Annotated in this window: 14 protein-coding genes; 6 read left to right on the top strand and 8 right to left on the bottom strand. The window is 72.5% G+C overall.

Annotated elements, in window-relative coordinates:
- Positions 1 to 13 precede the first annotated feature (13 nt).
- The 4 genes from CS0771_RS16925 to CS0771_RS16910 all read right to left on the bottom strand — a co-directional run bounded on the left by CS0771_RS16925 (position 14) and on the right by CS0771_RS16910 (position 8,816).
- The gene (locus CS0771_RS16925) at positions 14 to 3,472 is read right to left on the bottom strand and encodes a discoidin domain-containing protein (RefSeq protein ID WP_244870843.1); all 3,459 of its coding nucleotides are present in this window, start codon (positions 3,470 to 3,472) and stop codon (positions 14 to 16) included.
- 223 nt (positions 3,473 to 3,695) lie between these two features.
- Positions 3,696 to 5,564 (bottom strand): hypothetical protein, encoded by a 1,869-nt coding sequence (locus CS0771_RS16920; protein ID WP_212841885.1) that lies wholly within the window; start codon positions 5,562 to 5,564, stop codon positions 3,696 to 3,698.
- A 175-nt stretch (positions 5,565 to 5,739) separates the two neighbouring features.
- Positions 5,740 to 8,031 carry a glycoside hydrolase family 3 N-terminal domain-containing protein gene (locus CS0771_RS16915; protein WP_212841884.1) on the bottom strand — a complete coding sequence of 764 codons (2,292 nt, stop codon included), beginning with the start codon at positions 8,029 to 8,031 and terminating at the stop codon, positions 5,740 to 5,742.
- Positions 8,032 to 8,183: 152 nt separating this feature from the next.
- A complete protein-coding gene (locus tag CS0771_RS16910; RefSeq protein WP_212841883.1) occupies positions 8,184 to 8,816 on the bottom strand; it encodes a TetR/AcrR family transcriptional regulator in 633 nt (210 codons plus the stop codon).
- A gap of 102 nt (positions 8,817 to 8,918) precedes the next feature.
- Between CS0771_RS16910 and CS0771_RS16905 the strand changes: the two genes are divergently transcribed.
- Entirely contained in the window at positions 8,919 to 9,677 is a 759-nt protein-coding gene (locus CS0771_RS16905; RefSeq protein WP_212841882.1) for an SDR family NAD(P)-dependent oxidoreductase, read from the top strand.
- A gap of 10 nt (positions 9,678 to 9,687) precedes the next feature.
- Here CS0771_RS16905 and CS0771_RS16900 read toward each other — a convergent pair whose 3' ends face one another.
- The 4 genes from CS0771_RS16900 to CS0771_RS38785 form a co-directional block, all read right to left on the bottom strand.
- On the bottom strand, positions 9,688 to 10,032 hold the full coding sequence (locus CS0771_RS16900) for a helix-turn-helix domain-containing protein (RefSeq protein ID WP_212841881.1): 345 nt from the start codon (positions 10,030 to 10,032) through the stop codon (positions 9,688 to 9,690).
- A 76-nt stretch (positions 10,033 to 10,108) separates the two neighbouring features.
- Positions 10,109 to 10,597, bottom strand: a complete 489-nt coding sequence (locus CS0771_RS16895) for an Hsp20/alpha crystallin family protein (RefSeq protein WP_371821419.1) — start codon at positions 10,595 to 10,597, stop codon at positions 10,109 to 10,111.
- 113 nt (positions 10,598 to 10,710) lie between these two features.
- Positions 10,711 to 11,388, bottom strand: coding sequence for a response regulator transcription factor (locus tag CS0771_RS16890; RefSeq protein ID WP_212841880.1), 678 nt, complete (start codon positions 11,386 to 11,388; stop codon positions 10,711 to 10,713).
- Positions 11,389 to 11,484: 96 nt separating this feature from the next.
- The gene (locus tag CS0771_RS38785) at positions 11,485 to 12,783 is read right to left on the bottom strand and encodes a sensor histidine kinase (protein WP_244870842.1); all 1,299 of its coding nucleotides are present in this window, start codon (positions 12,781 to 12,783) and stop codon (positions 11,485 to 11,487) included.
- Between the two features lie 173 nt (positions 12,784 to 12,956).
- On the opposite strand from CS0771_RS38785, the gene CS0771_RS16880 reads away from it, so the two are divergent.
- The 5 genes from CS0771_RS16880 (at position 12,957) to CS0771_RS16860 (ending at position 19,845) form a co-directional block, all read left to right on the top strand.
- Positions 12,957 to 13,637: an ABC transporter ATP-binding protein gene (locus tag CS0771_RS16880; protein ID WP_212841879.1), complete on the top strand. Its 681-nt coding sequence runs from the start codon at positions 12,957 to 12,959 to the stop codon at positions 13,635 to 13,637.
- Between the two features lie 67 nt (positions 13,638 to 13,704).
- Positions 13,705 to 16,149 carry an ABC transporter permease gene (locus CS0771_RS16875; protein WP_212841878.1) on the top strand — a complete coding sequence of 815 codons (2,445 nt, stop codon included), beginning with the start codon at positions 13,705 to 13,707 and terminating at the stop codon, positions 16,147 to 16,149.
- Between the two features lie 258 nt (positions 16,150 to 16,407).
- A complete protein-coding gene (locus CS0771_RS16870; protein ID WP_212839295.1) occupies positions 16,408 to 17,805 on the top strand; it encodes an IS4 family transposase in 1,398 nt (465 codons plus the stop codon).
- Positions 17,806 to 17,985: 180 nt separating this feature from the next.
- Positions 17,986 to 18,825, top strand: coding sequence for a S1C family serine protease (locus CS0771_RS16865; protein ID WP_212841877.1), 840 nt, complete (start codon positions 17,986 to 17,988; stop codon positions 18,823 to 18,825).
- Between the two features lie 33 nt (positions 18,826 to 18,858).
- On the top strand, positions 18,859 to 19,845 hold the full coding sequence (locus tag CS0771_RS16860; RefSeq protein ID WP_212841876.1) for a MoxR family ATPase: 987 nt from the start codon (positions 18,859 to 18,861) through the stop codon (positions 19,843 to 19,845).
- The last annotated feature ends 1 nt before the right edge of the window (position 19,846 follow it).

Raw genomic sequence — 19,846 nt, 5'->3', positions numbered from 1 at the left:
CCGGTTCACCAGGTCAGAGGCTCATCGGCTCGACCCAGATGTTGCGGTAGCGCACGTTCGCGCCCGGGTCGCCGTGGTCCTGCAGCCGGATCGGGCCGACGGACGGCCCCTCCGGCGCGCCGGCCCCGGTCGGCCCGTCGATCTGCGCGTTGTTGTGGATGGTCACGCCGTTCCAGACGACCGTGACCCGGGCGTTCTCCGTCTTGACGCCGGAGGAGTTGTAGCGGGCCGCCCGGAACGTGACCTCGTAGGTCTGCCACGTCTCCGGCGCGGTCGCCGCGTTCGACGACGGCGCGAGCTTCAGGTAGATCGAGCCGCACTCGTTGTTGGCCGGGGTGGTGTCGCCCCACGAGTCGAGCACCTGCAGCTCGTACCGGTCCTGCAGGTAGATGCCGCTGTTGGCACGGGCCTGCCCGGTGACGTCCGGCGGCAGGTTCGGCAGCCAGAACTCGATGTGCAGCTTGAAGTCGCCGAACGCCTGCTTGCTGCGGATGTCGCCGCCCAGCACCTCCGCGGAGCCGCCGGACACGGGCCAGGTCGCGGCCGTGCCGTCGGTCTTCTCGAAGTTGTTCAGGTTGGTGCCGTCGAACAGCTGGATGCGGTTGGTGCCGCCGGTGCCGTACACCTCGAACTCGTAGATGCGGGCCGCGGCGTTGCCGTCGCTGGTCGGCGTGGTGACGTTGAGCCGCACGTAGCGCGCCGAGGTGGCCGCGATGTCGTGCGTGGTGGTGCTGGCCGTGTTCGCGGTCACCGTGGTGACCGTCGTCCAGGACGTGCCGTTGGCGCTGACCTGGATGTTGAAGTCACGCGTGTTCCAGGCGGTGCTCTCCCCGCCCGCACCCGCGTGCTTGACCACGAACCGGCTCAGCGACGCGCTGGCGCCCAGGTCGACCTGGAGCCACTTGGTCGCGCCCGAGGAGCACCACTTGTCGCTGTTGCCGCCGGACACCGAGCCGTTGACGGCCTTGGCCGGGCCCTCGGTGGTGCCGCAGGAGCTGTCGGCCGTGGCGGTCTTGCCCAGGGCCAGGTTGTTGGACGGTGGTGCGGTTCCGCCGTACACCTCGAATTCGTAGATGCGAGCGGCGCCGTTGCCGTTGTTGGTCGGCGTGGTGATGTTGAGCCGGACGTAGCGTGCCGACACGGCGGTGATGTTGTGCGTGGTGGTGCTTGCCGTGTTCGCGGTCGTGGTGGAGACCGTCGTCCAGGAGGTGCCGTTGGTGCTCACCTGGATGTTGAAGTCACGGGTGTTCCAGCCGACGTCCTCACCGCCCGCACCCGCGTGCTGCACCACGAACTTGTTCACGGACTGCGTCGAGCCGAGGTCGACCTGCATCCACTTGGTCGCGCCCAGCGAGCACCACTTGTCCAGGGTGCCGCCGGTGACGCTGCCGTTGACCGCCTTCGCCGGGCCCTCGGCTGTGGCGCAGGAGCTGTCCGCGGTGGCGGGCTTGCCGAGCGCCAGGTTGGTGGCGGTCTGCTGGCCGGGGATGCTGTTGAGGGTGTACCAGACCTCGGTGCTCCACAGCGACTGGCCGTTGGCCGCGGCGAACGGCTTGGGCGAGCGGATGTGCACCACCCGGCCCGGCTTGAGGCCGTTGATGACCAGGGTGACCTTCTTGCTGTCGGCGGACAGGGTCGCCGACGAGACGGTCAGGGTCTCCTCGTCGACCTTCGGGCCGCCGTACGCCGCGGTGGGCACGTAACGCCACTGCTTGACCTTGTACTTGGTGGCCAGGCTGGTGGCGGTGGCCGCCGAGATCGGCTGGGTGTACTCCATCTCGAAGCCGTTGGTCAGCGCCCGGGTGGCCAGGATGTCGAAGGCGTTGCCGCCGTTGGGCATCAGCTTCTGGAAGCCGTAGGTGAGCTTGCCCTCCTGGCCCCAGTTGCCGCCGCCGTGCAGGCCACCGAGGTAGAAGGCGCCGTCCGGGCCGATGCTGACCTCGGTGACGCCCATCTCCAGGCCCTGCGTCATGCGGTAGAGCGCGCCCTGGTACTCGCCGTTGACCTTCTCCAGGTACGCCCGCTGCAGGCCGCCGTAGGTGACGTCGCCGATGGCGAGCTGACCGGCGAACGGGCCGCTGTTCATCAGCACCGGGGTGCTCGGCGAGTTCGCGATCTCGTTCTGCGGCATCCACAGCACCGGCGGGGTGGGCGCGGCGTTGTCGAACGGGCCGGCCGGGTTCATGTAGTGGTTGAAGAAGCGGCCCTGCTTGACGTGCAGCAGCTTCGACGAGGGCAGCCAGCCGCCCTGGTTGTCGGTGACGAAGATGCCGTTCTCCGGGCCCCAGCCGATGCCGTGCGGCGTACGCAGGCCGCCCGCGATGTAGGTGACCGCGCCGGTGTTGCGGTCGACCTTGATGGTGGTGCCGCGGTTGGGCGAGCCCTGCGGGTCGGTGGTGGCGCCGCCGTAGTTGATCGACACCGAGAGGTTCAGGTAGAAGAAGCCGGCCTCGTAGAGCAGGCCGAACCCGAACTCGTGGAAGTTGCCGTCGAACGGCCAGGTCGCCACGGTGCGGTAGTTGTCGATGATTCCGTCGCCGTTGGTGTCGTTCAGCTCGGTGAGCCGCTGCTTCTCGGAGACGTACATCTTGCCGTCGACGATCTTGATGCCCATCGGCTCGCGCAGCCCGCTGGCCACCCTGGTCCTGGTGACCTGGCTCGGGCTGGTGTTGCCGGTGACGCCGTTGAGGATCCAGACCTCACCCGCGACGGTCTCCGAGCCACCCCAGGTGAGCAGGGCCAGGCGGCCGTCCGGGAACCAGTCGAACCCGGTGACCTGCGGGTTGAACCCGCTCGGGCGCAGGTTCATCAGGGTGTAGTTCGGGTGCACCCCGGTCAGCGGGAGGCCGTCGCCGGGCGAGTCGCCGCTGGCCTCGCACTCCTTCTTGCCCGGCGCGGTGACCCGCACGACGCCCGCGTCGGTGCTCAGCACGGAGTTGGGCACGTTGACGAACGTGGTCGAGCCCGGCGTCTGCCACTGCAGCGTGAGCTGGTTGTCGACGGTCGCCTCGAAGTACTCGATCTTCAGCGAGTGGTAGCCGGTGCTCAGGGTGACGGCGCCGTCCTTCGCGCTCGCCCCGTGCAGGCCGTCGTGGTCGATGACAAGGTTGTCGTCGATGAGCAGCCGGGAGCCGTCGTCACTGATCAGGCGGAAGGTGTAGCTGCCGGCGGTGCTGATGTTGACGTTGCCGAGGACGTGGACCAGGAAGTTGTCCGCCAGCCCGAAGTCGGTGGTGGTGGTCCAGTTGACGATCGGCATGAGCTTGTCGATGTTGGGCGTCTGGCCCGCCTTCAGCGTGCACAGCTTGGTCATACCGGCCGGCATGTCGAAGACGCGCAGCGTGACGCCGGGCTCCTGGGGCGGCGGGGCGGCCGCGGCGGCGGCGGGCAGCGCCACCAGGCTCGCGGCCGTGAGCAGAGTGGCGAGGGCGCCCACAAGGGGCAGGCGCGCTCGTCGGGATGGTTTGGACACGGTTCCTCCAGCGGGAGCGGGGGACGACGAGACCCGTCGTCGGCGCGGCAGCCCGCGGAGCGGCGTGCCTGGACCTGGACGGACTTCGTCGCGCTACGTCCGGTGATCAGCCCGGCACGCCGTTGCCTGGCGAGTGGAACCTTATGATTCTTCTTTTTGAATGTCTAGATGTTAATGCGAGATTGACACAACTTCTGATCGCACCAGCAAAAGTTCTGGACGGTCAGCTGGAGGCGAGGACGATCACGCGGTCGATGGCGGGGATGAGTTGCTCCTTGTCGGGGTTGAGGACGACGCCGTGGCCGTCGCCGGGTTCGGCGATGCGGTAGCCGATGGCGACCTCGCCGCGCCGGTAGGCCGCCTCGACCACGGTGGCGAAGGTGACCTGCGCGTTCGGGCGCAGGTAGTAGCTGGCGGGCCGGATGTAGATCTCGGCGCCGTCGGCGTCGAACAGGTCGGCGAACACCGACCGTAGGTGCCTGTTCTCCGAGATCTGCGTCATCAGCAGGCTGACCAGCTGCTCGCTGACCACGAAGTCGTCGGCCTTGGTCAGCTGCGCCAGGGCGCGGTCGCGCTCGTCGCGCATCTCGCTGACGATCGAGCCGGGCCCGCGCCCGGCCAGGATGTCGCGTACGTGCAGCAGCGTGACCAGCACCCGGGAGTCGGCGGTGAGCGCGTCCAGGTCGTCGTCGGCGAGCACGATGACGTTGTGGTACGCCACGATGTCGAGCGTCTCCAGCAGGCCACGGTCGCGGGTGTCGCCGGTGCGGGCGCGCAGGGTCAGGTTGCGCAGCCGGGTCGCGAGCCGGTTCACGGCCGGGCCGGCGTCGGGCCGGTCGACGACGACGTCGACCGACGAGCCCGCGGCGACGTACGCGTCGAGCTGCTCGATGATGCGGGTGGCGCGCCGGTTCCAGCCGAGGATGAGGGTGCTCTCGGGGGCGGCCGGGCCGCGTACGCCGTGCACGATCGCGGTCTCGTCGACGGGGAACTGCCGGGTCGCCAGCTTGATCATCGAGTCGTCGCGGGCGAGCAGCACGATCCGGTCGCCGGGGCTGATCACGGTGCCGGGCGGCGGGTTGAGCACGGTCTTGCCGTCGGCCAGCAGCAGCCCCAGCGGGCAGCACACCTGGTACGCGCGCAGCGCCTCGGCGAACGGCCGGCCCACCAGCGTCGGCTCGGCGGTCATGTAGATCTCGTCGCCGCCGAAGTCGAACAGGTCGTGGTAGACCACGGACAGCTTGGACTGCCGGGCGGTCTGCACCAGCAGCCGCGCGCCGATGTCGTCGCCGTCGAGCACCACCGCGTCGCCGCCGGCCAGCTCGGCCACGGCGAGGTTGCGGCTGTCGCGCACCGCCGCGACCACGTGGTGCGGGCGGCCCCGGAACGCCGGGCCCTTGTTGATGGCGAGCAGGATCTTCAGCACGAACGCGTCGGCGTCCTCGGCGGGCACGCCGTCCGGGGCCAGCACGATGATCGAGCGGGCCTCGTTGAGGTTGACCAGCTCCAGGTCGCGCAGGTCCAAGGGGCTGCCGGTGCGGAACACCAGCCGGGTGCGGCCGGTGTCGGGCAGCCGGTGCCGGACCCGGTCCTCCATGGTCACCTTGTCCTGCTCGGCGAGCACGACCACGGCGGCGCGGCGGCGGCTGGCGTTGGCCTCGGCCAGCTCGCCGAGCACCGTGTAGATCTGGTCGGACCAGCCGAGCACCACGGTGTGGTCGGTCTCCAGCACCTGCGAGCGGCCCTTGCGCAGCTGCTCCAGCCGCCGGTTGACGCCGCTGGTGAGCAGACCGATCAGCGCGCCGACGACGAAGATGCCGCCCAGCGCCAGCACGAACCACAGCAGCGTGGCCACGAACGCCTGGTCCGTCGGCGCGGAGAGGCTGAACGTGGTCACGAACGTCTCCCACAGCAGCCGCAGCGGCTCGGGATGCCTGCCCTCGGTGTCGACCAGCTCCAGCGCGGCGGTGATGACGAGGATCATGGCGACGGAGGCCACGCCCAGCCAGCCGATCAGCCCGGTCGTGCCGCGCGACAGCGTGTTGTCGAACCAGTAGCGGAACTTGGCGCGGTAGCCGACTCGACGGGCCATGGCTCGCTGTCCTTCGAACGCGGGGAGGGGGCGATCGATCCAGGTGCGGGCTCACTTTAGTGGCGGCGCGACATGCCCTGTCGCGGGGCTCCGTCATGGACGGTGACGTGCGCGCAGGGCCGCCGCGACACCGTGATCCGGGTCGTGGCGGCCCTGCGGTCCGCGACCGCCGTGCTCAGCTGACGACGGTGAACCCTGCGCGCAGCAGGTCCTCCGGGCGGGAGGAGCAGCCGACGAGCAGCTCGAACGCGCCCGCCTCGACGACCCGCACGCCCCGGGCGTCGACGATGGTGCAGTCCGCGACGGGCAGGGTCAGCTCGACGGTGCGGCTCTCCCCCGGCGCGAGGTCCACCTGGGTGTACGCCTTCAGCTCCCGGTCCGCCCAGGTCGCCGAGGTGACGGTGTCGCTGACGTAGACCTGGACCGTCTCGCGGACGGGGCGGGCGCCGGTGTTGGCCAGCCGCACCTGCGCGCGCACGGTGTCCGCGGCGGTCACCGTGGGGGTGAGCACGCGCAGGTCGGCGTACTCGACGGTGGTGTAGCTCAGGCCCTGCCCGAACGCGAACGCCGGGCTCTGGGTGAGGTCGGCGTAGCGGGTGCCGTGCTGGCCGCGCACCTGGTTGTAGTAGGTCGGCTGCTGTCCGGCGTGCCGGGCGAACGAGATCGGCAGCCGCCCGGTGGGCTCGATGAGGCCGAGCAGCAGCTCGGCCAGGGCCCGGCCGCCCTGCATGCCCGGGTTGGCGGCGTACACGATCGCGGCGGCGTTCAGCGCCGACGGCGGCAGCACCAGCGGCTTGGAGCTGACCAGCACCACGGTCATCGGGGTGCCGGTGGCGGCGAGCGCGTCCAGCAGCGCCACCTGGGCCCCGACCAGCTCCAGCGTCGCGGTGGACTTGCCCTCGCCGACCAGCTCGATCCGGTCGCCGACGACGGCGACGACGTGGTCGGCGTCGCGGGCGGCGGCCACCGCCTCGGCGATCATCGCCGCGTCCGGCGCGGACGGGATGACCACGTGCGGCCGGGGCTGGCCGTCGGGGAAGGTGTCGCCCTCGGGGTCCGGCCCGGCGGTGAGGATGTCCGCGCCCCGTGCGTGGCTGACGGTCCAGCCCGCCGGGACCTGCGCGCGCAGGCCGTCGAGCACCGTCGTGATCATCTCGCGGGGATGCCCGTCGGGCAGCCAGTCGCACTGGCCGGAGGCCCCGGCCCAGTCGCCGAGCATGGTGTGCGGGTCGTCGGCGTTCGGCCCGACCACCGCGATCCGGCGGGAGGGGGCGTCGGCGGGCGCGGCGGCGCGGCCGTCGGCCCCGGCGGTGAGCCCGCCGGACAGCGGCAGCGTGCCGTCGTTGCGCAGCAGCACCAGCGAGCGCCGGGCCACCTCCAGGTTGAGGTCGGTGTGCGGGGCGCAGGCGATGACCTCGGCCTGCCGGGCGGGGTCGGGGCGGCGCGGGTTCTCGAACAGGCCCAGCTCGAACTTGAGGGTGAGGATGCGGGCCACGGCGGCGTCCAGGTCGGACTCGTCGAGCAGGCCCTTGGCGATCGCGTCCTGCGCGCCCTGGAAGAAGTCGGGCGTGGTCATCACCATGTCGTTGCCGGCCTTCACGGCCGCGGCCGACGCCTGCGCGTAGTCGGCGTAGATGTGCTGCTCCCACACCATGCGCCCGACGTTGTCCCAGTCGGTGACCAGGGTGCCCCGGTATTCCCATTCGCCGCGCAGCACGTCGTTGAGCAGCCAGTCGTTGACCGTGATCGGCACGCCGTCCATCGACTGGTAGCCGAGCATGAAGACGCGGCACCCCTCCCGGGCGACCCGCTCGAACGGCGGCAGGAACCAGGAGCGCAGCTTGCGCCGGGAGATGTCCGCCTCGCTGGCGTCGCGGCCGCCCTGCGTCTCGGAGTAGCCGGCGAAGTGCTTGGCGCAGGCCAGGATCGCGGTCGGGTCGTCCAGCCCGTCGCCCTGGTAACCGCGGACCATGGCCGAGGCGAACTCGCCGATGAGGAACGGGTCCTCGCCGAACGTCTCGCTGATCCGGCCCCAGCGCAGGTCCCGGCCGATGCACAGCACCGGGGAGAAGGTCCAGTGGATGCCGGTGGCGGCGACCTCGACGGCGGTCGCGCGGGCGGCCCGCTCGATCAGCGCCGGGTCCCAGGTCGCGGCCATGCCGAGCTGGGTCGGGAAGATGGTGGCGCCGACCCAGAACGAGTGGCCGTGGATGCAGTCCTCGGCGACCAGCAGCGGGATGCGCAGCCGGCTCCGCTCGGTCAGCGCGGCCGCCTCCAGCACCCGCTCCGGGGAGGTGTGCAGGATCGAGCCGACGTGCATGTCCTCGACCAGGGCGCGTACGCCGTCGCGGGCGTCGAGCTGGAGCATCTGCCCGACCTTCTCCGGCAGCGTCATCCGTCCGATGAGGTCGGCGACCCGTTGCTCGGTGGGCAGCGCGGGGTCGAGGTACGGCAGGCGGGAGTTCACGGCAGCTGTCCTTTCGGCGGACGCGGCGGCATCCTGGGGGCTAGAGTGCACGCACGCGCTCCGGGCGGCGTCGATCGGAGAGCGCTCTCCGATGGTACATAACTCCCGTCGCGCCCCCTACCCGCCCGGCGCATCGCCGTCCACCGATCGGGCTACTCCCGGGAGTCCGAGGGGGCGGCGGCGTGGAGGGCGGCGAGGGCGCCGTCAAGGGCGGCGGCCAGGGGCTCGTTGGCACGGGTGGCCTGGTTGAGCAGGAGGCCGCCCTGCACGGAGGCGAACACGGCCAGCGCGAGGCGGTCGGGGTCGGCGTCCGGGCGCAGCAGCCCGCGCTCACTCATCCGGCGCAGGCCCGCGCTCAGATAGGCCCGCCAGCGGTCCAGGTGGGCGGCGACTTCCGCGGCGGCCGCGGCGTCGGTGCCGGTCAGCTCGCTGACCAGTGTGCCGATCGGGCAGCCCCAGTGCGGCTGGGCGGCGTAGTGCGCGACCAGCGCGGTCCGCCAGCCCTCCCAGGACTCCCATGTGTCGAGGCTGTCCAGGTATGGCCGCTGCGCCTGGAGGACACGCTCGGTCTGCAGGGCGGCGATGGCGAGCACCAGCTCGCGCTTGCCGCCGGGGAAGTAGTGAAAGAGCTGGCTCTTGCTGGTCAGCGTGCCCGCACGGACGTCGTCGAGGCTGGTGCCGCCGACCCCGCGCGCCAGCACCAGATCGGCCGCGGCCGCGACGATGCGCGTGCGGGTGGCGACGCCTTTGCTGGTCAGCCGCGCGGCCGGGGAAGCAGTGGTCACGGCGGCCAGCCTACCGGAACTGGACCGGCCGGTCCATTCTCTGTGCTACGGTCTGGACTGAGCGGTCCAATCTTGGCCGCGACATCGAGGAAGGTTCGCACCGTGGGCACTCGCCTGGCCGGAAAGACGGCCCTCATAACCGGTTCCACCAGCAACATCGGCCGCGCGACGGCGCTGGCCTTCGCCGCCGAGGGCGCGCACGTCGCCGTCTCCGGCCGGGACAAGCAGCGCGGCGGCGAGGTCGTCGCGCAGATCCGCGCGGCGGGCGGGCGGGCCGACTTCGTCGCCGCCTCGCTCGACGGCTCCCCCGCCACCTCGCGGGCGCTGGCCGACGAGGCGGCGCGCGTGCTCGGCGGGCACATCGACGTGCTCGTCAACAACGCGGGCATCTACCCGCCGTCGACGACGCCGACCGTCACCAGCGAGATGTTCGACGAGGTGTACGGCGTCAACGTCAAGGCGCCGTTCTTCCTGACCGCCGCGATCGCGCCGCGGATGGCCGAGCGCGGCTCCGGCGTGATCGTGAACCTCGGCTCCTGGATCGCCCGGCTCGGCGTCCCGGTCAGCGCCCTCTACAGCTCCACCAAGGGCGCGATGGAGACGCTGACCCGGGCCTGGGCCGCCGAGTTCGGGCCGCAGGGGGTACGCGTCAACGCCGTCTCCCCCGGCGTGGTCCGCCCGGAGTCCGCCGACGACATGGCCGAGGCGATGATGCGCGGCACTCCGGCCGGAGCCAGCGGCCGGCCGGAGTCGATCGCGTACGCGGCCGTCTACCTCGCGTCCGACGAGGCCGCGTTCGTGCACGGCACGGTGCTCGACGTGGACGGCGGCCGGACCGGCGTGGCCGTGGTCGCCGCCTGAGCGGGCGACGTCAGGCGCGGCCGGGCGGGTCGCCCAGGCGGCGGCGCAGGATCTCGATCATCGCGTTGGCCGCGGCCAGCTGGTACTCCAAACCGACGATGCGCACCGCCGCGTCCAGCCGCATGCCGTCGTCGACCAGGCCGCGCGCGCGGTCGGCCCGCTGCAGGTCGTCCTGGCTGTAGCGGCGGTGCCCGCCGCCGGACCGGTGCGACTCGAACAGCCCCGCGGTCTCCACGGCGCGCAGGAAGGCCGGGGTCACCCCGATGGCCTGCGCCGCGGTGCCCATGGAGTAGCCAGGGAAGTCCGCGTCGCCCAGCACCGGCGTGTGGCCCGTGCCCTGCGTGGGTTCCTTCATCGCCCGATCCGTTCCTACGGGACCGGCGCCGGTCGGCGGGTGCTCCGCCGCCCGGCGCCGGTCGTGTCCCGCGCGGTCAGCGCGCGGCACCGGCGGTGGCCGGCACGCGGTCGTCGCTCGCCTGACCGCTGATCATCTTGTGCCCCTCGTGCGACTCCAGCGCGGCGTCGCGCCCGCGGGTGACCTCGATCCGGCGCGGCTTGGCGCGCTCGGCGACCGGGATGGTCAGCGTCAGCACGCCGTCGCGGTAGTCGGCGGTGATCGCCTCGACGTCCAGGCCGTCGCCCAGCACGAGCTGTCGGCTGTAGCGCCCGGCGGGCCGCTCCGAGACCAGGTAGGACGCGTCCTCGGGGTCGTTGCGGCGCCGCTCGCCGCGCACGGTCAGGGTGCCGTTCTCGGCCGCGACGTCGAGGCTCTCGACGTCGATGCCCGGCATGTCGAACCGGACCACGAACGTGTCGCCCGTGCGCAGGCAGTCCATCGGCATCGGCGACGGAGTGCGCGCCGTGCCGAACACCTCGCCGGCGAGCCGGTCGAAGTCGCGGAACGGGTCGAAACGCATCATGATCAACACACCTCCCAGGTGATTGCCTCGAGCAAGACATCTCGCTTGCCCGACACAAATTCTATAACCACCACGACAGATTTCAACCATGGGCCGCGCTATTTTTTCTGCCGTCACGAGCCGGGGCTGACCAGGCCGCTCTCGTACGCGAAGATGACCGCCTGCACCCGGTCGCGCAGCTGCAGCTTGGCCAGGATGCGGGCCACGTGCGTCTTCACCGTGGCCTCACCGAGCTGCAGCTCGGCCGCCAGCTCGGCGTTGGACAGGCCGCGCGCCAGCAGCACCAGCACCTCCCGCTCGCGGGCGGTCAGCGTGGGCAGCGCGCCGTGGTCCTCGATCACGCCCCGTCCCGACGTGAAGCGGTCCACCAGCCGCCGGGTGATCGACGGCGCGAGCAGCGCGTCCCCGTCCCGGACCAGCCGCACCGCGTGCACCAGGTGGTCCGGTGTCACGTCCTTGAGCAGGAAGCCGCTGGCCCCGGCGCGCAGCGCCGCGTAGACGTACTCGTCGAGGTCGAACGTGGTCAGGATGATCACACGGGTGGGGTCTCCGGCCGTGGTGGTCGCGCCGGAGGCGAGCAGCCGCCGGGTCGCCTCCAGGCCGTCCATGCCCGGCATGCGGATGTCCATCAGCACCACGTCCGGACGCAGCCGCCGCACCGCCGCGAGCGCGGCCTCGCCGTCGCCCGCCTCCCCCACCACGTCGATCCCGGCCGCGGCCAGGATCATGGTGAACCCGCTGCGGACCAGCGCCTGGTCGTCCGCGACGACGACGCGCAGCGGCTCACTCATGCCTTCCCCCGCTTCGCTCGGCTCCAGCACGAGTGCCATCGGCACCCGACCCGCCCACCACGCTCGCTAATGCCCTCAGCCTCCCTCGCGCGGCGCTCACGACGCGGCCGGGATGCGCGCGGTGAGCAGGAAGCCGCCGTCGGGGGCGGCTCCCGCGTGGAGCGTGCCGTCGTGCAGGCGCAGGCGTTCGCGCAGGCCGAGCAGCCCGCGTCCGGCGCCCGGCCCGCCCGGCTCACCCGCGGCGGCCTCGTTGCTGACCTCGACCAGCAGGTCGGCGCCGTCGCGGCGGATGTGCACCGCGGTCGCGGCCCCCGGCGCGTGGCGCAGCGCGTTGGTCAGCCCCTCCTGCACCACCCGGTACGCCGTCAGGTCGACGCCCTCGGGCACGTCGGCGCCGTCGTGGCGCAGCGTCACCGGCTGGCCCGCGGCGCGTACCGCGTCGACCAGGGTGTCCAGCTCGCGCAGGCCCGGCTGCGGGTGCAGCCGGTCGTCGGCGGGGGCCATCAGCCCGAGCAGGTGGCGCAGCTCGGCCATGGCGGCCCGGCCGCTGTCCTCGATCGCGCTCAGCGCCCCAGCGGCCAGGTCCGGGCGCTGGTCGATGACCTTCCCAGCGGCGCCGGCCTGCACCACCATGACGCTGACGTGGTGGCTGACCACGTCGTGCAGCTCGCGGGCGATCCGGGCCCGCTCCTCGGCCATCGCCGCCCGGGCGGTCGCCGCCTGCTCCTGCTCCAGCGCGGCGGCCCGGCGGGCGGCGGCGTCGGCCCGCTCCCGGGCGCTGCGCAGCGCGGCGGCGAACAGCCCGGCGGGCAGCAGCACCGCGAACGGGCTGGCCCAGCCCGGCATCTGCGGGATCGACTGGGAGAACAGCGAGGCCGAGATCACCGCCGCGACCGCCAGCAGCACCCCGGCCCGGCGCACGCTGCGCCCGTACGCCACGGCCGAGTACGCGCAGATCAGCACCGCGAGGAAGCCGGGCCACAGCAGGCCGTCCTGGAGCACGAACACCCCGCCGACGGCGACGGCGAACGCGCGCATCGGCCACCGCCGCCGCACCGCCACCGCCGCCCCCGCGATCAGGTTGACCAGCAGCATGCCGTCGTCGAGCCCGCCGCCGTCGGCTCGCTCGGGCAGCAGCGGCGGCCCGATCGGCGCCCGCGGCTCCTCACCCACGCGGGGCCGGTCGGGCACGGGCGGGATGTCGGGAATCGCCGGCCGCTCCTCCATCCGGGACACGCCGGGGATGTCCAGCCGCACGGGCGCCGGGGCGTCACCGCCCTCGCCGCTGACCGTGACCGCCCACCCGAACCCGGCCAGCACGAGCGCCACCGCGAGGGCGAGATCGGCGGCGGGCACTCCGAGGCGGGCGGCCAGGCGGCGCAGGACGGTCGGCACGCCGACCATTGTGCCCAGCTCACCCGGCCGCGGCGTCCACCGTGATGACTACCCGCCTCATCATCGTGGCGGACGGCACCCCGCCAGGTTCGCTCCCGCGCCGGACGCGCCCGCGTACCCCCGCTTCCTACGGTCGCCAGGACCGGTATCCGACCTGGAGGGGGCACCCGACCATGACCGAACTGATCCGCCTGCGCGACGTGGCGAAGGCGTACGAGGCCGCCGGGCCGCCCGCCCTGGCCGGCGTCGACCTGACCGTGCACGCCGGGGAGGCCGTCGCCGTCATGGGCCCGTCCGGCAGCGGCAAGTCGACCCTGCTCAACGTCATCGCCGGGCTGGACCGGCCGACCGGCGGCACCGTCGAGGTGGCCGGCGTACGCGTCGACAAGCTGACCGAGACCGCGCTGGCCCGCTTCCGCAGCGCCCACATCGGCATCATCTTCCAGTTCTTCCACCTGCTCGACGAGATGACCGTGCGCGACAACGTGCTGCTGCCCGCCCGCCTGGCCGGCATGCGCACCGCCCAGGCCCGCGGCCGCGCCGACGAGCTGCTCGACCGGCTCGGCATCGCGGCCAAGTCCGACGAGTACCCGGCCCGCCTGTCCGGCGGCCAGCGCCAGCGGGTGGCCATCGCCCGTGCCCTGATGAACCGCCCCCAGCTGCTGCTCGCCGACGAACCCACCGGCGCCGTCGACCAGGAGGCCGCCGCCGGGGTGCGCGACCTGCTGCACGAGCTGTCCGAGGGCGGCCTCACGCTGCTGCTCGTGACGCACGACCCGCAGCTGGCCACCGCCGCCGGGCGGCGGCTGATCACCATGCGCGACGGCCGCGCCACCGAGGCGGTGCCCGCATGAGCGAGCGCAGCGAGCGAATCATGCGGACCAGCACTCGTGCCGCCGACGAGCGCAGCGAGGAGAAGGCATGAGCGCCCTGACCGGTGTCTCCCCCGCCGCTGAGCGGGACGAGCGCACCCGCCCGCCGGAGCCCCGGCGCGGCCGGGGCACGGGCGCCGTGCTGGCGGCCGCCCGCGCCGCGGTCGCCCGGCGGCGGCTCCAGACCGTGATCGTCGGGATCGTCGTGCTGCTCTCGGCCGCCACGTCCGTGCTGGGCGTCGGGCTGCTCGTCGCCTCGCACGGGCCGTTCGACGACGCGTTCGCCGAAGCGCGGGGCGCCCACGCCGCCGCCACCATCAGCGCCGACGTGCCCGCGAGCCGGCTCGCCGCGACCGCCACGGCCACCGGCGTCGCGGCGGTCGCGGGCCCGTTCGACGTGGTCACCGCACCGATCTCGGGCATGTTCGGGCCGCCCGGCCTGGAGTTCGTCATCGTGGGACGCGGCGAGCAGCACGGCCCCGTGGACCGGCTCACCCTCACCGACGGTGCCTGGCTCACCGGGCCCGGGCAGATCGTGGTGACCCGGCGAGTCGCCGGGCCGCGTACCAAGGTCGGCAGCACGCTCACCATCAACGGGGTGTCGCTGCGGGTCGTCGGCGTCGCCGCGTCGGTCACCGGCACCGCGGACGGGTGGGTCCACCCCACCCAGAGCGACGTGCTCACCGGCGAGAACACCGCCCGGCAGATGCTCTACCGCTTCACCGACCCCGGCGCCGACGACGCGGCGCTGCGCGCCGCCCTCGCCACCGCCACCAGCGGCCTCCCGCAGGGCGCGGTCACCGGCGCGACCACGTACGTGACCATCCGGCAGGCGCTCAACCGGTCCATCTCGGCGATCGCGCCGTTCGTGGTGGCGTTCGCGATCCTCGGCATCGTGCTGTCCGTGCTGATCACGGTCAACGTCGTCAACGGCGCGGTCGTCTCCGGCTTCCGCACCATCGGCATCCTCAAGACCCTCGGCTTCACCCCCGAGCAGGTCGTCGCCGTGTACGTCGTGCAGGTGCTGGTGCCCGCGCTGGCCGGTGCGGCCGTCGGCGTCGGGCTCGGCGCGGTGCTGGCCGTGCCGATGCTCGCGCAGACCGACGACGCGTACGGCATACCCGGCGACGGCGCGGGCGTGCCGCTCTGGGTCGTCGGGCTGGTGCTGGCCGCCGCGCCGCTGCTGGTCGCGCTCGCCGCGCTCGGGCCGGCGCTGCGGGCCGGGCGGCTTGCCGCCAACCAGGCGATCAGCGTCGGCCGCGCGCCGCGTACCGGCCGGGGCTTCCGGGCCCGCCGCGCGCTGACCGCGTCGGCGCTGCCCCGCCCGGTCGCGCTGGGCCTCGGCATGCCGCTGGCCCGGCCGTCACGGGCCCTGGCGACCGTGGTCGCGCTGCTGCTCGGCGCGATCACCCTGGTCTTCTCCAGCGGCCTGTCCGCGTCGATGATCGAGGTCAACACCGCGTTCAGCCGCATCGACGCCGTCGTGGTCGAGGTGAACGTCATGGTGCCCGGCGCGTTCGGACCGGCACCCCCGCCGGAGGGCGGCGCGCCGCAGGCCCCGGGCGGCCCGCGCGCCCCGATCGACCCGCCCGACCCCGCGGACGTCGCCGCGACCGTGGCCGCCATGCCGGGCACCGCGCACTCGGTGCTGCGCGAGGACGCCGAGGTCCGCGTCGCGGGCATCGCCGAGGAGGTCCTCCTCATCGGATACGCCGGGGACGCGAGCTGGGCCGGGCACCGCCTCGCCGCCGGGCGCTGGTACGCGGGCACGGGCGAGGTCGTGCTCTCGTCGTACACCCTGCGGCAGACCGGCCTCGCGCTCGGCGACCGGCTCACCCTGCCCGGCGGGCGCGCGGTCGCCATCGTCGGGGAGGTCATCAACGGCAGCGACAACTACACGGTCATCGGCGACGCGTCGCTGGTGGAGCAGGCGTTCTCGGCGCGGGTCGAGGTGGGGCTCGCGGCGGGCGCCGACTCCGCCGCGTACACGCAGGCGCTGCAGGCGAAGTACCCGGAGGAGACGTCCGGCGTGTACGTCGAGGACCGGGCCGTCAGCGAGGACAGCGAGACGTTCCTGATCATCCAGGCGCTGATCGTGATGCTCACCGTGCTGCTCAGCGTCATCGCGGCGCTGGGGGTGCTGAACACGGTGGTGCTGACCACCCGCGAGCGGATCCACGAGATCGGCGTGCTGAAGGCGCTGGGCATGACGCCGCGGCAGACCCGGATCATGGTGGTCACCTCGATGGTGGGGCTGGGGCTGCTCGCCGGGGTGATCGCCGTGCCGCTGGGGGTGGCGCTGCACCACGCGGTCATCCCGGTGATGGGTGAGGGCGCGTCCACCGCCCTGCCGCAGTCCGCCATGGAGGTGTACGGCATCGGCGAGCTGATCCTGCTCGGCGGCGCGGGCATCGTGCTCGCGGTGCTCGGCGCGCTACTCCCGGCGGGCTGGGCGGCCCGCACCCGCGTCGCCACGGCCCTGCGCGCAGAGTAGCCGCCGCCTGCCTCCGCCTTGACCGAAGCTCCCGCCATGCCGCCGGAGCTTCGGTCAAGGCGGCCGAACACGGCCACCAACCCTGACCCGCCTTGGAAGATCGCTGTTTCGTGTCACTATGTGCAGCCATACCACAGGTTTTGACACCAACGCCGTTGACTTAAGGATTTGATCGCCGCGTCAAGGCCGTCTCGGCTGGCGATATGGAACGGGACTCCTCAATATCAGTTCGACCAAGAATTGACCCGAGGAGTCCCGTTGCAGCAGCAGTCTGCCATCACGCGCACGATCACGGTAGCGGCCGGGGCGTTCGCGCCGGGCCATCTGGGCGAGCTGACCCAGGTTCTCGACTTCGACCTGGTCGATGCCGTGGCAGCCGAGACCGGCACCACGCAGCGGCGGGTCAGGCTGTTGCCGACCCGGGTGCTGATCTTCTTCGTGCTGGCGCTGGCGCTGTTCGAGCCGTGCGCCTACCGGCAGGTGTGGGCGAAACTGGTCGCCGGTCTGCGCGGGCTCGCGGTGGCCTGCCCGAGCGCGTCGGCGCTGACCCGCGCCCGCCGCCGCGTCGGCCCCAAACCGCTGCGCGCGCTGTTCGAGGCGGTCTGCGGCCCGGTGGCCTGGCCCACGACGGGGCCGGCGTTCTGGCGCGGGTTTCGCACCGTCGCCGTGGACGCCACCACCCTGCACGTGCCCGACCGGCCCGGCACCAGGACGCGCTACCCCAAACGCCAGGGTCCGGCGATGACGTTCAGCTACCCGTACCTGCGGCTGGTCGTGCTGGTCGAGTGCGGCACCCGCGCCCTGCTCGGGGCGGCGTTCGGGCCCGAAAGCGCCGGTGAGCATGTCTACGCCCGCCGGCTGCTGGACAAACTCGACGCCGGGATGCTGCTGCTGGCCGACGCCTACTACGACAGCTGGAAGCTACTGGCCGACATCGCGGCCACCCGCGTGCAGTATCTGTGCCGCTCCGGTGCCGGCCGCGTCCCGCTGATCCTGACCCGGCTATCCGACGGCTCCTACCTGTCCGTTCTCGGCCACGGCCGGCTGAAGGTCCGCGTCATCGAGACCTGGGTCGAGATCACCCACGCCGACGGCGTCGTGCGCACGGAGCAGTGGCGGCTGATCACCAGCCTGCTCGACCACACCCGCTACCCCGCGGCCGACCTCGTGCAGCTCTACCACCAGCGCTGGCAGGTCGAGACGACCTACCTGTCGATCAAGTCCACGATCCTGGACGAGCGGGTCCTGCGCTCCCACCACCCCGCCGACATCGACCAGGAACTCTGGGCCCTGCTGACCGTCTACCAGACGATCATCCGGATCACCGTCGACGCGGTCGACGCCCTGCCAGACGTCGACTACCACCGGGCCAGCTTCACCGTCGCCCTCGAAACCGCACGCGACCAGGTCGTCACCGCCGAAGCCGTCATACCACCACCCGGCCACGCCGTACTGGTCGGCGCCATCGGACAGGCCGTGCAGGACAACCTGCTACCCGCCCGACGACGCCAACGCGCCAAAGCCCGCAGCCGCAAGAACCCGACCAGCAAATACGGCCCCAACGCCGGCAAACACCCGCAGCAGACCCAGACCTACACCTTCCACGCCACCGTCACCATCTTCGAAGAAGGCTTGACAGCCCGCTCAAATCCTTAAGTCAACGGCGTTGGTTTTGACACGAGATCGCGATCTTCAGGCGTCGGGCGGCGGCACGTCGCCGGACCGGCGCGGATGCGGGCGGCAGGGGCGCTCTCCGAGGCTGCTCCGAGGTGATTCTCGTTGAACGTTCAGCGAACGGCTCTGGTCTCGGTTCGGTAACACCCCTAGGCTCAGGTGATGCCGGGTCGCTTCAGGGTCGTGCCGACCGAGCCCGCCGCGCCGCCAGCCCCGCAGGTGGTGGTGGCCGAGGGCGGTCCACCGGGTCCGCGTGCGCGTACCCCCCATCGGGTCCTGATCGCGGCGCTGGCCGCGGCGGTGCTGGCGCTGACCGCGGTGGTCGCCTTCCAGTGGGGCTCCTCCTCGTCTCCGGAAACGACCGTCGCGGTGCCGGCTCCGTCGCCGTCGCCGGACGCGCCGCTGACCGTCGGCGAGATCTACCAGACCCTCGCCCCGTCGGTGGTGTTCATCAAGGCGGCGGGCAAGGCGGGCACCGCGACCGGCACCGGCGTGGTCGCCAACGCGGACGGGTCGGTGCTGACCGCGCTGCACGTGGTCCGCGGCGCGACCGCCATCGAGCTGGCCTTCGCGGACGGCACCACCGCGAAGGCCGCCATCGCCGCGCAGGACCCGGCGCACGACATCGCCGTGCTGACCCCGGCACAGCTGCCGTCGGTGCTGGTGCCTGCGGTGATGGGCGGCGGCCCGGCGATCGGCGACGCGGTGGTCGCCATCGGCAACCCGCTGGGCCTGGTCCAGTCGACGACCTCGGGCGTCGTCTCCGGCCTGGACCGCTCGATCGTCGCCAAGGAGGCGGGCGAGCTGGACGGGCTGATCCAGTTCGACGCCGCCGTCAACCCGGGCAGCTCGGGCGGGCCGCTGGTCAACGATCGGGGGCAGACCGTCGGCATCGTGGTCGCGCTGGCCAACCCGACCGAGGCGGGCACCTTCATCGGTGTCGGCTTCGCCGTGCCGATCGGCACGGCGCTGGGCGCCGACGGCCCCCGCCCGCAGCTGTGATCCCCCATCCGCGTAACCACTGAGGACGGACAGATGAGCAACCCCGCCACCCCCGGCCCCGGCACCGTCGAGCAGGTGCTGTACGAGGTCAAGAAGGTCATCGTCGGCCAGGACGCGCTGCTGGAGCGGCTGATGGTGGCGCTGCTGGCGCGCGGCCACATCCTCGTCGAGGGCGTGCCGGGCCTGGCCAAGACCCTGGCCGTGCGGTCGCTGGCCGAGGCGGTGGGCGGGCAGTTCCACCGGGTGCAGTTCACCCCGGACCTGGTCCCCGCCGACATCGTGGGCACGCGGATGTATCACCAGCACAGCGGCGAGTTCCAGGTGTCGCTCGGGCCGGTGTTCACGAACCTGCTGCTGGCCGACGAGATCAACCGGGCGCCCGCGAAGGTGCAGTCGGCGCTGCTGGAGGTGATGCAGGAGCACCAGGTGACGATCGGGCGGGAGACGTACAAGGTGCCGGAGCCGTTCCTGGTGCTGGCCACCCAGAACCCGATCGAGAACGAGGGCACGTACGCGCTGCCCGAGGCGCAGGTGGACCGGTTCATGATGAAGGTCCTGGTCGGCTACCCGAGCCCGACCGAGGAGTTCGTGATCGTGGAGCGGGCGGTGCAGGCGACCGCCGCGATCCAGCGCGTCATCGACCCGGAGCAGCTCATCGCGCTACAGGCGCTGGCCGACCGGGTGTACGTGGACCCGTCGCTGATCGAGTACGCGGTGCGCCTGACCAACGCCACCCGCGAACCGGCCCTGGTCGGCCTGGGTGACCTGGCCCGCTACGTGACGTACGGGGCCAGCCCGCGCGCGTCGATCAACCTGGTGCTGGCCGGGCGGGCCCTGGCGTTCCTGCGCGGGCGCGACTACGCGCTGCCGCAGGACCTGATCGACCTGGCGCCGGACATCCTGCGCCACCGGCTGGTGCTGTCGTACGAGGCGCTGGCCGACGAGGTGAGCGCCGACGCGATCCTGGACCGGGTGCTGGCGTCGCTGCCCGTGCCCGAGCTCGCGCTGCAGGGCCGCTGAA

Source organism: Catellatospora sp. IY07-71 (genome assembly GCF_018326265.1).
Lineage (GTDB): Bacteria > Actinomycetota > Actinomycetes > Mycobacteriales > Micromonosporaceae > Catellatospora.
The sequence above is the reverse complement of the archived record's forward strand: the minus strand, read 5'-3'. Positions and strand labels throughout refer to the sequence as shown.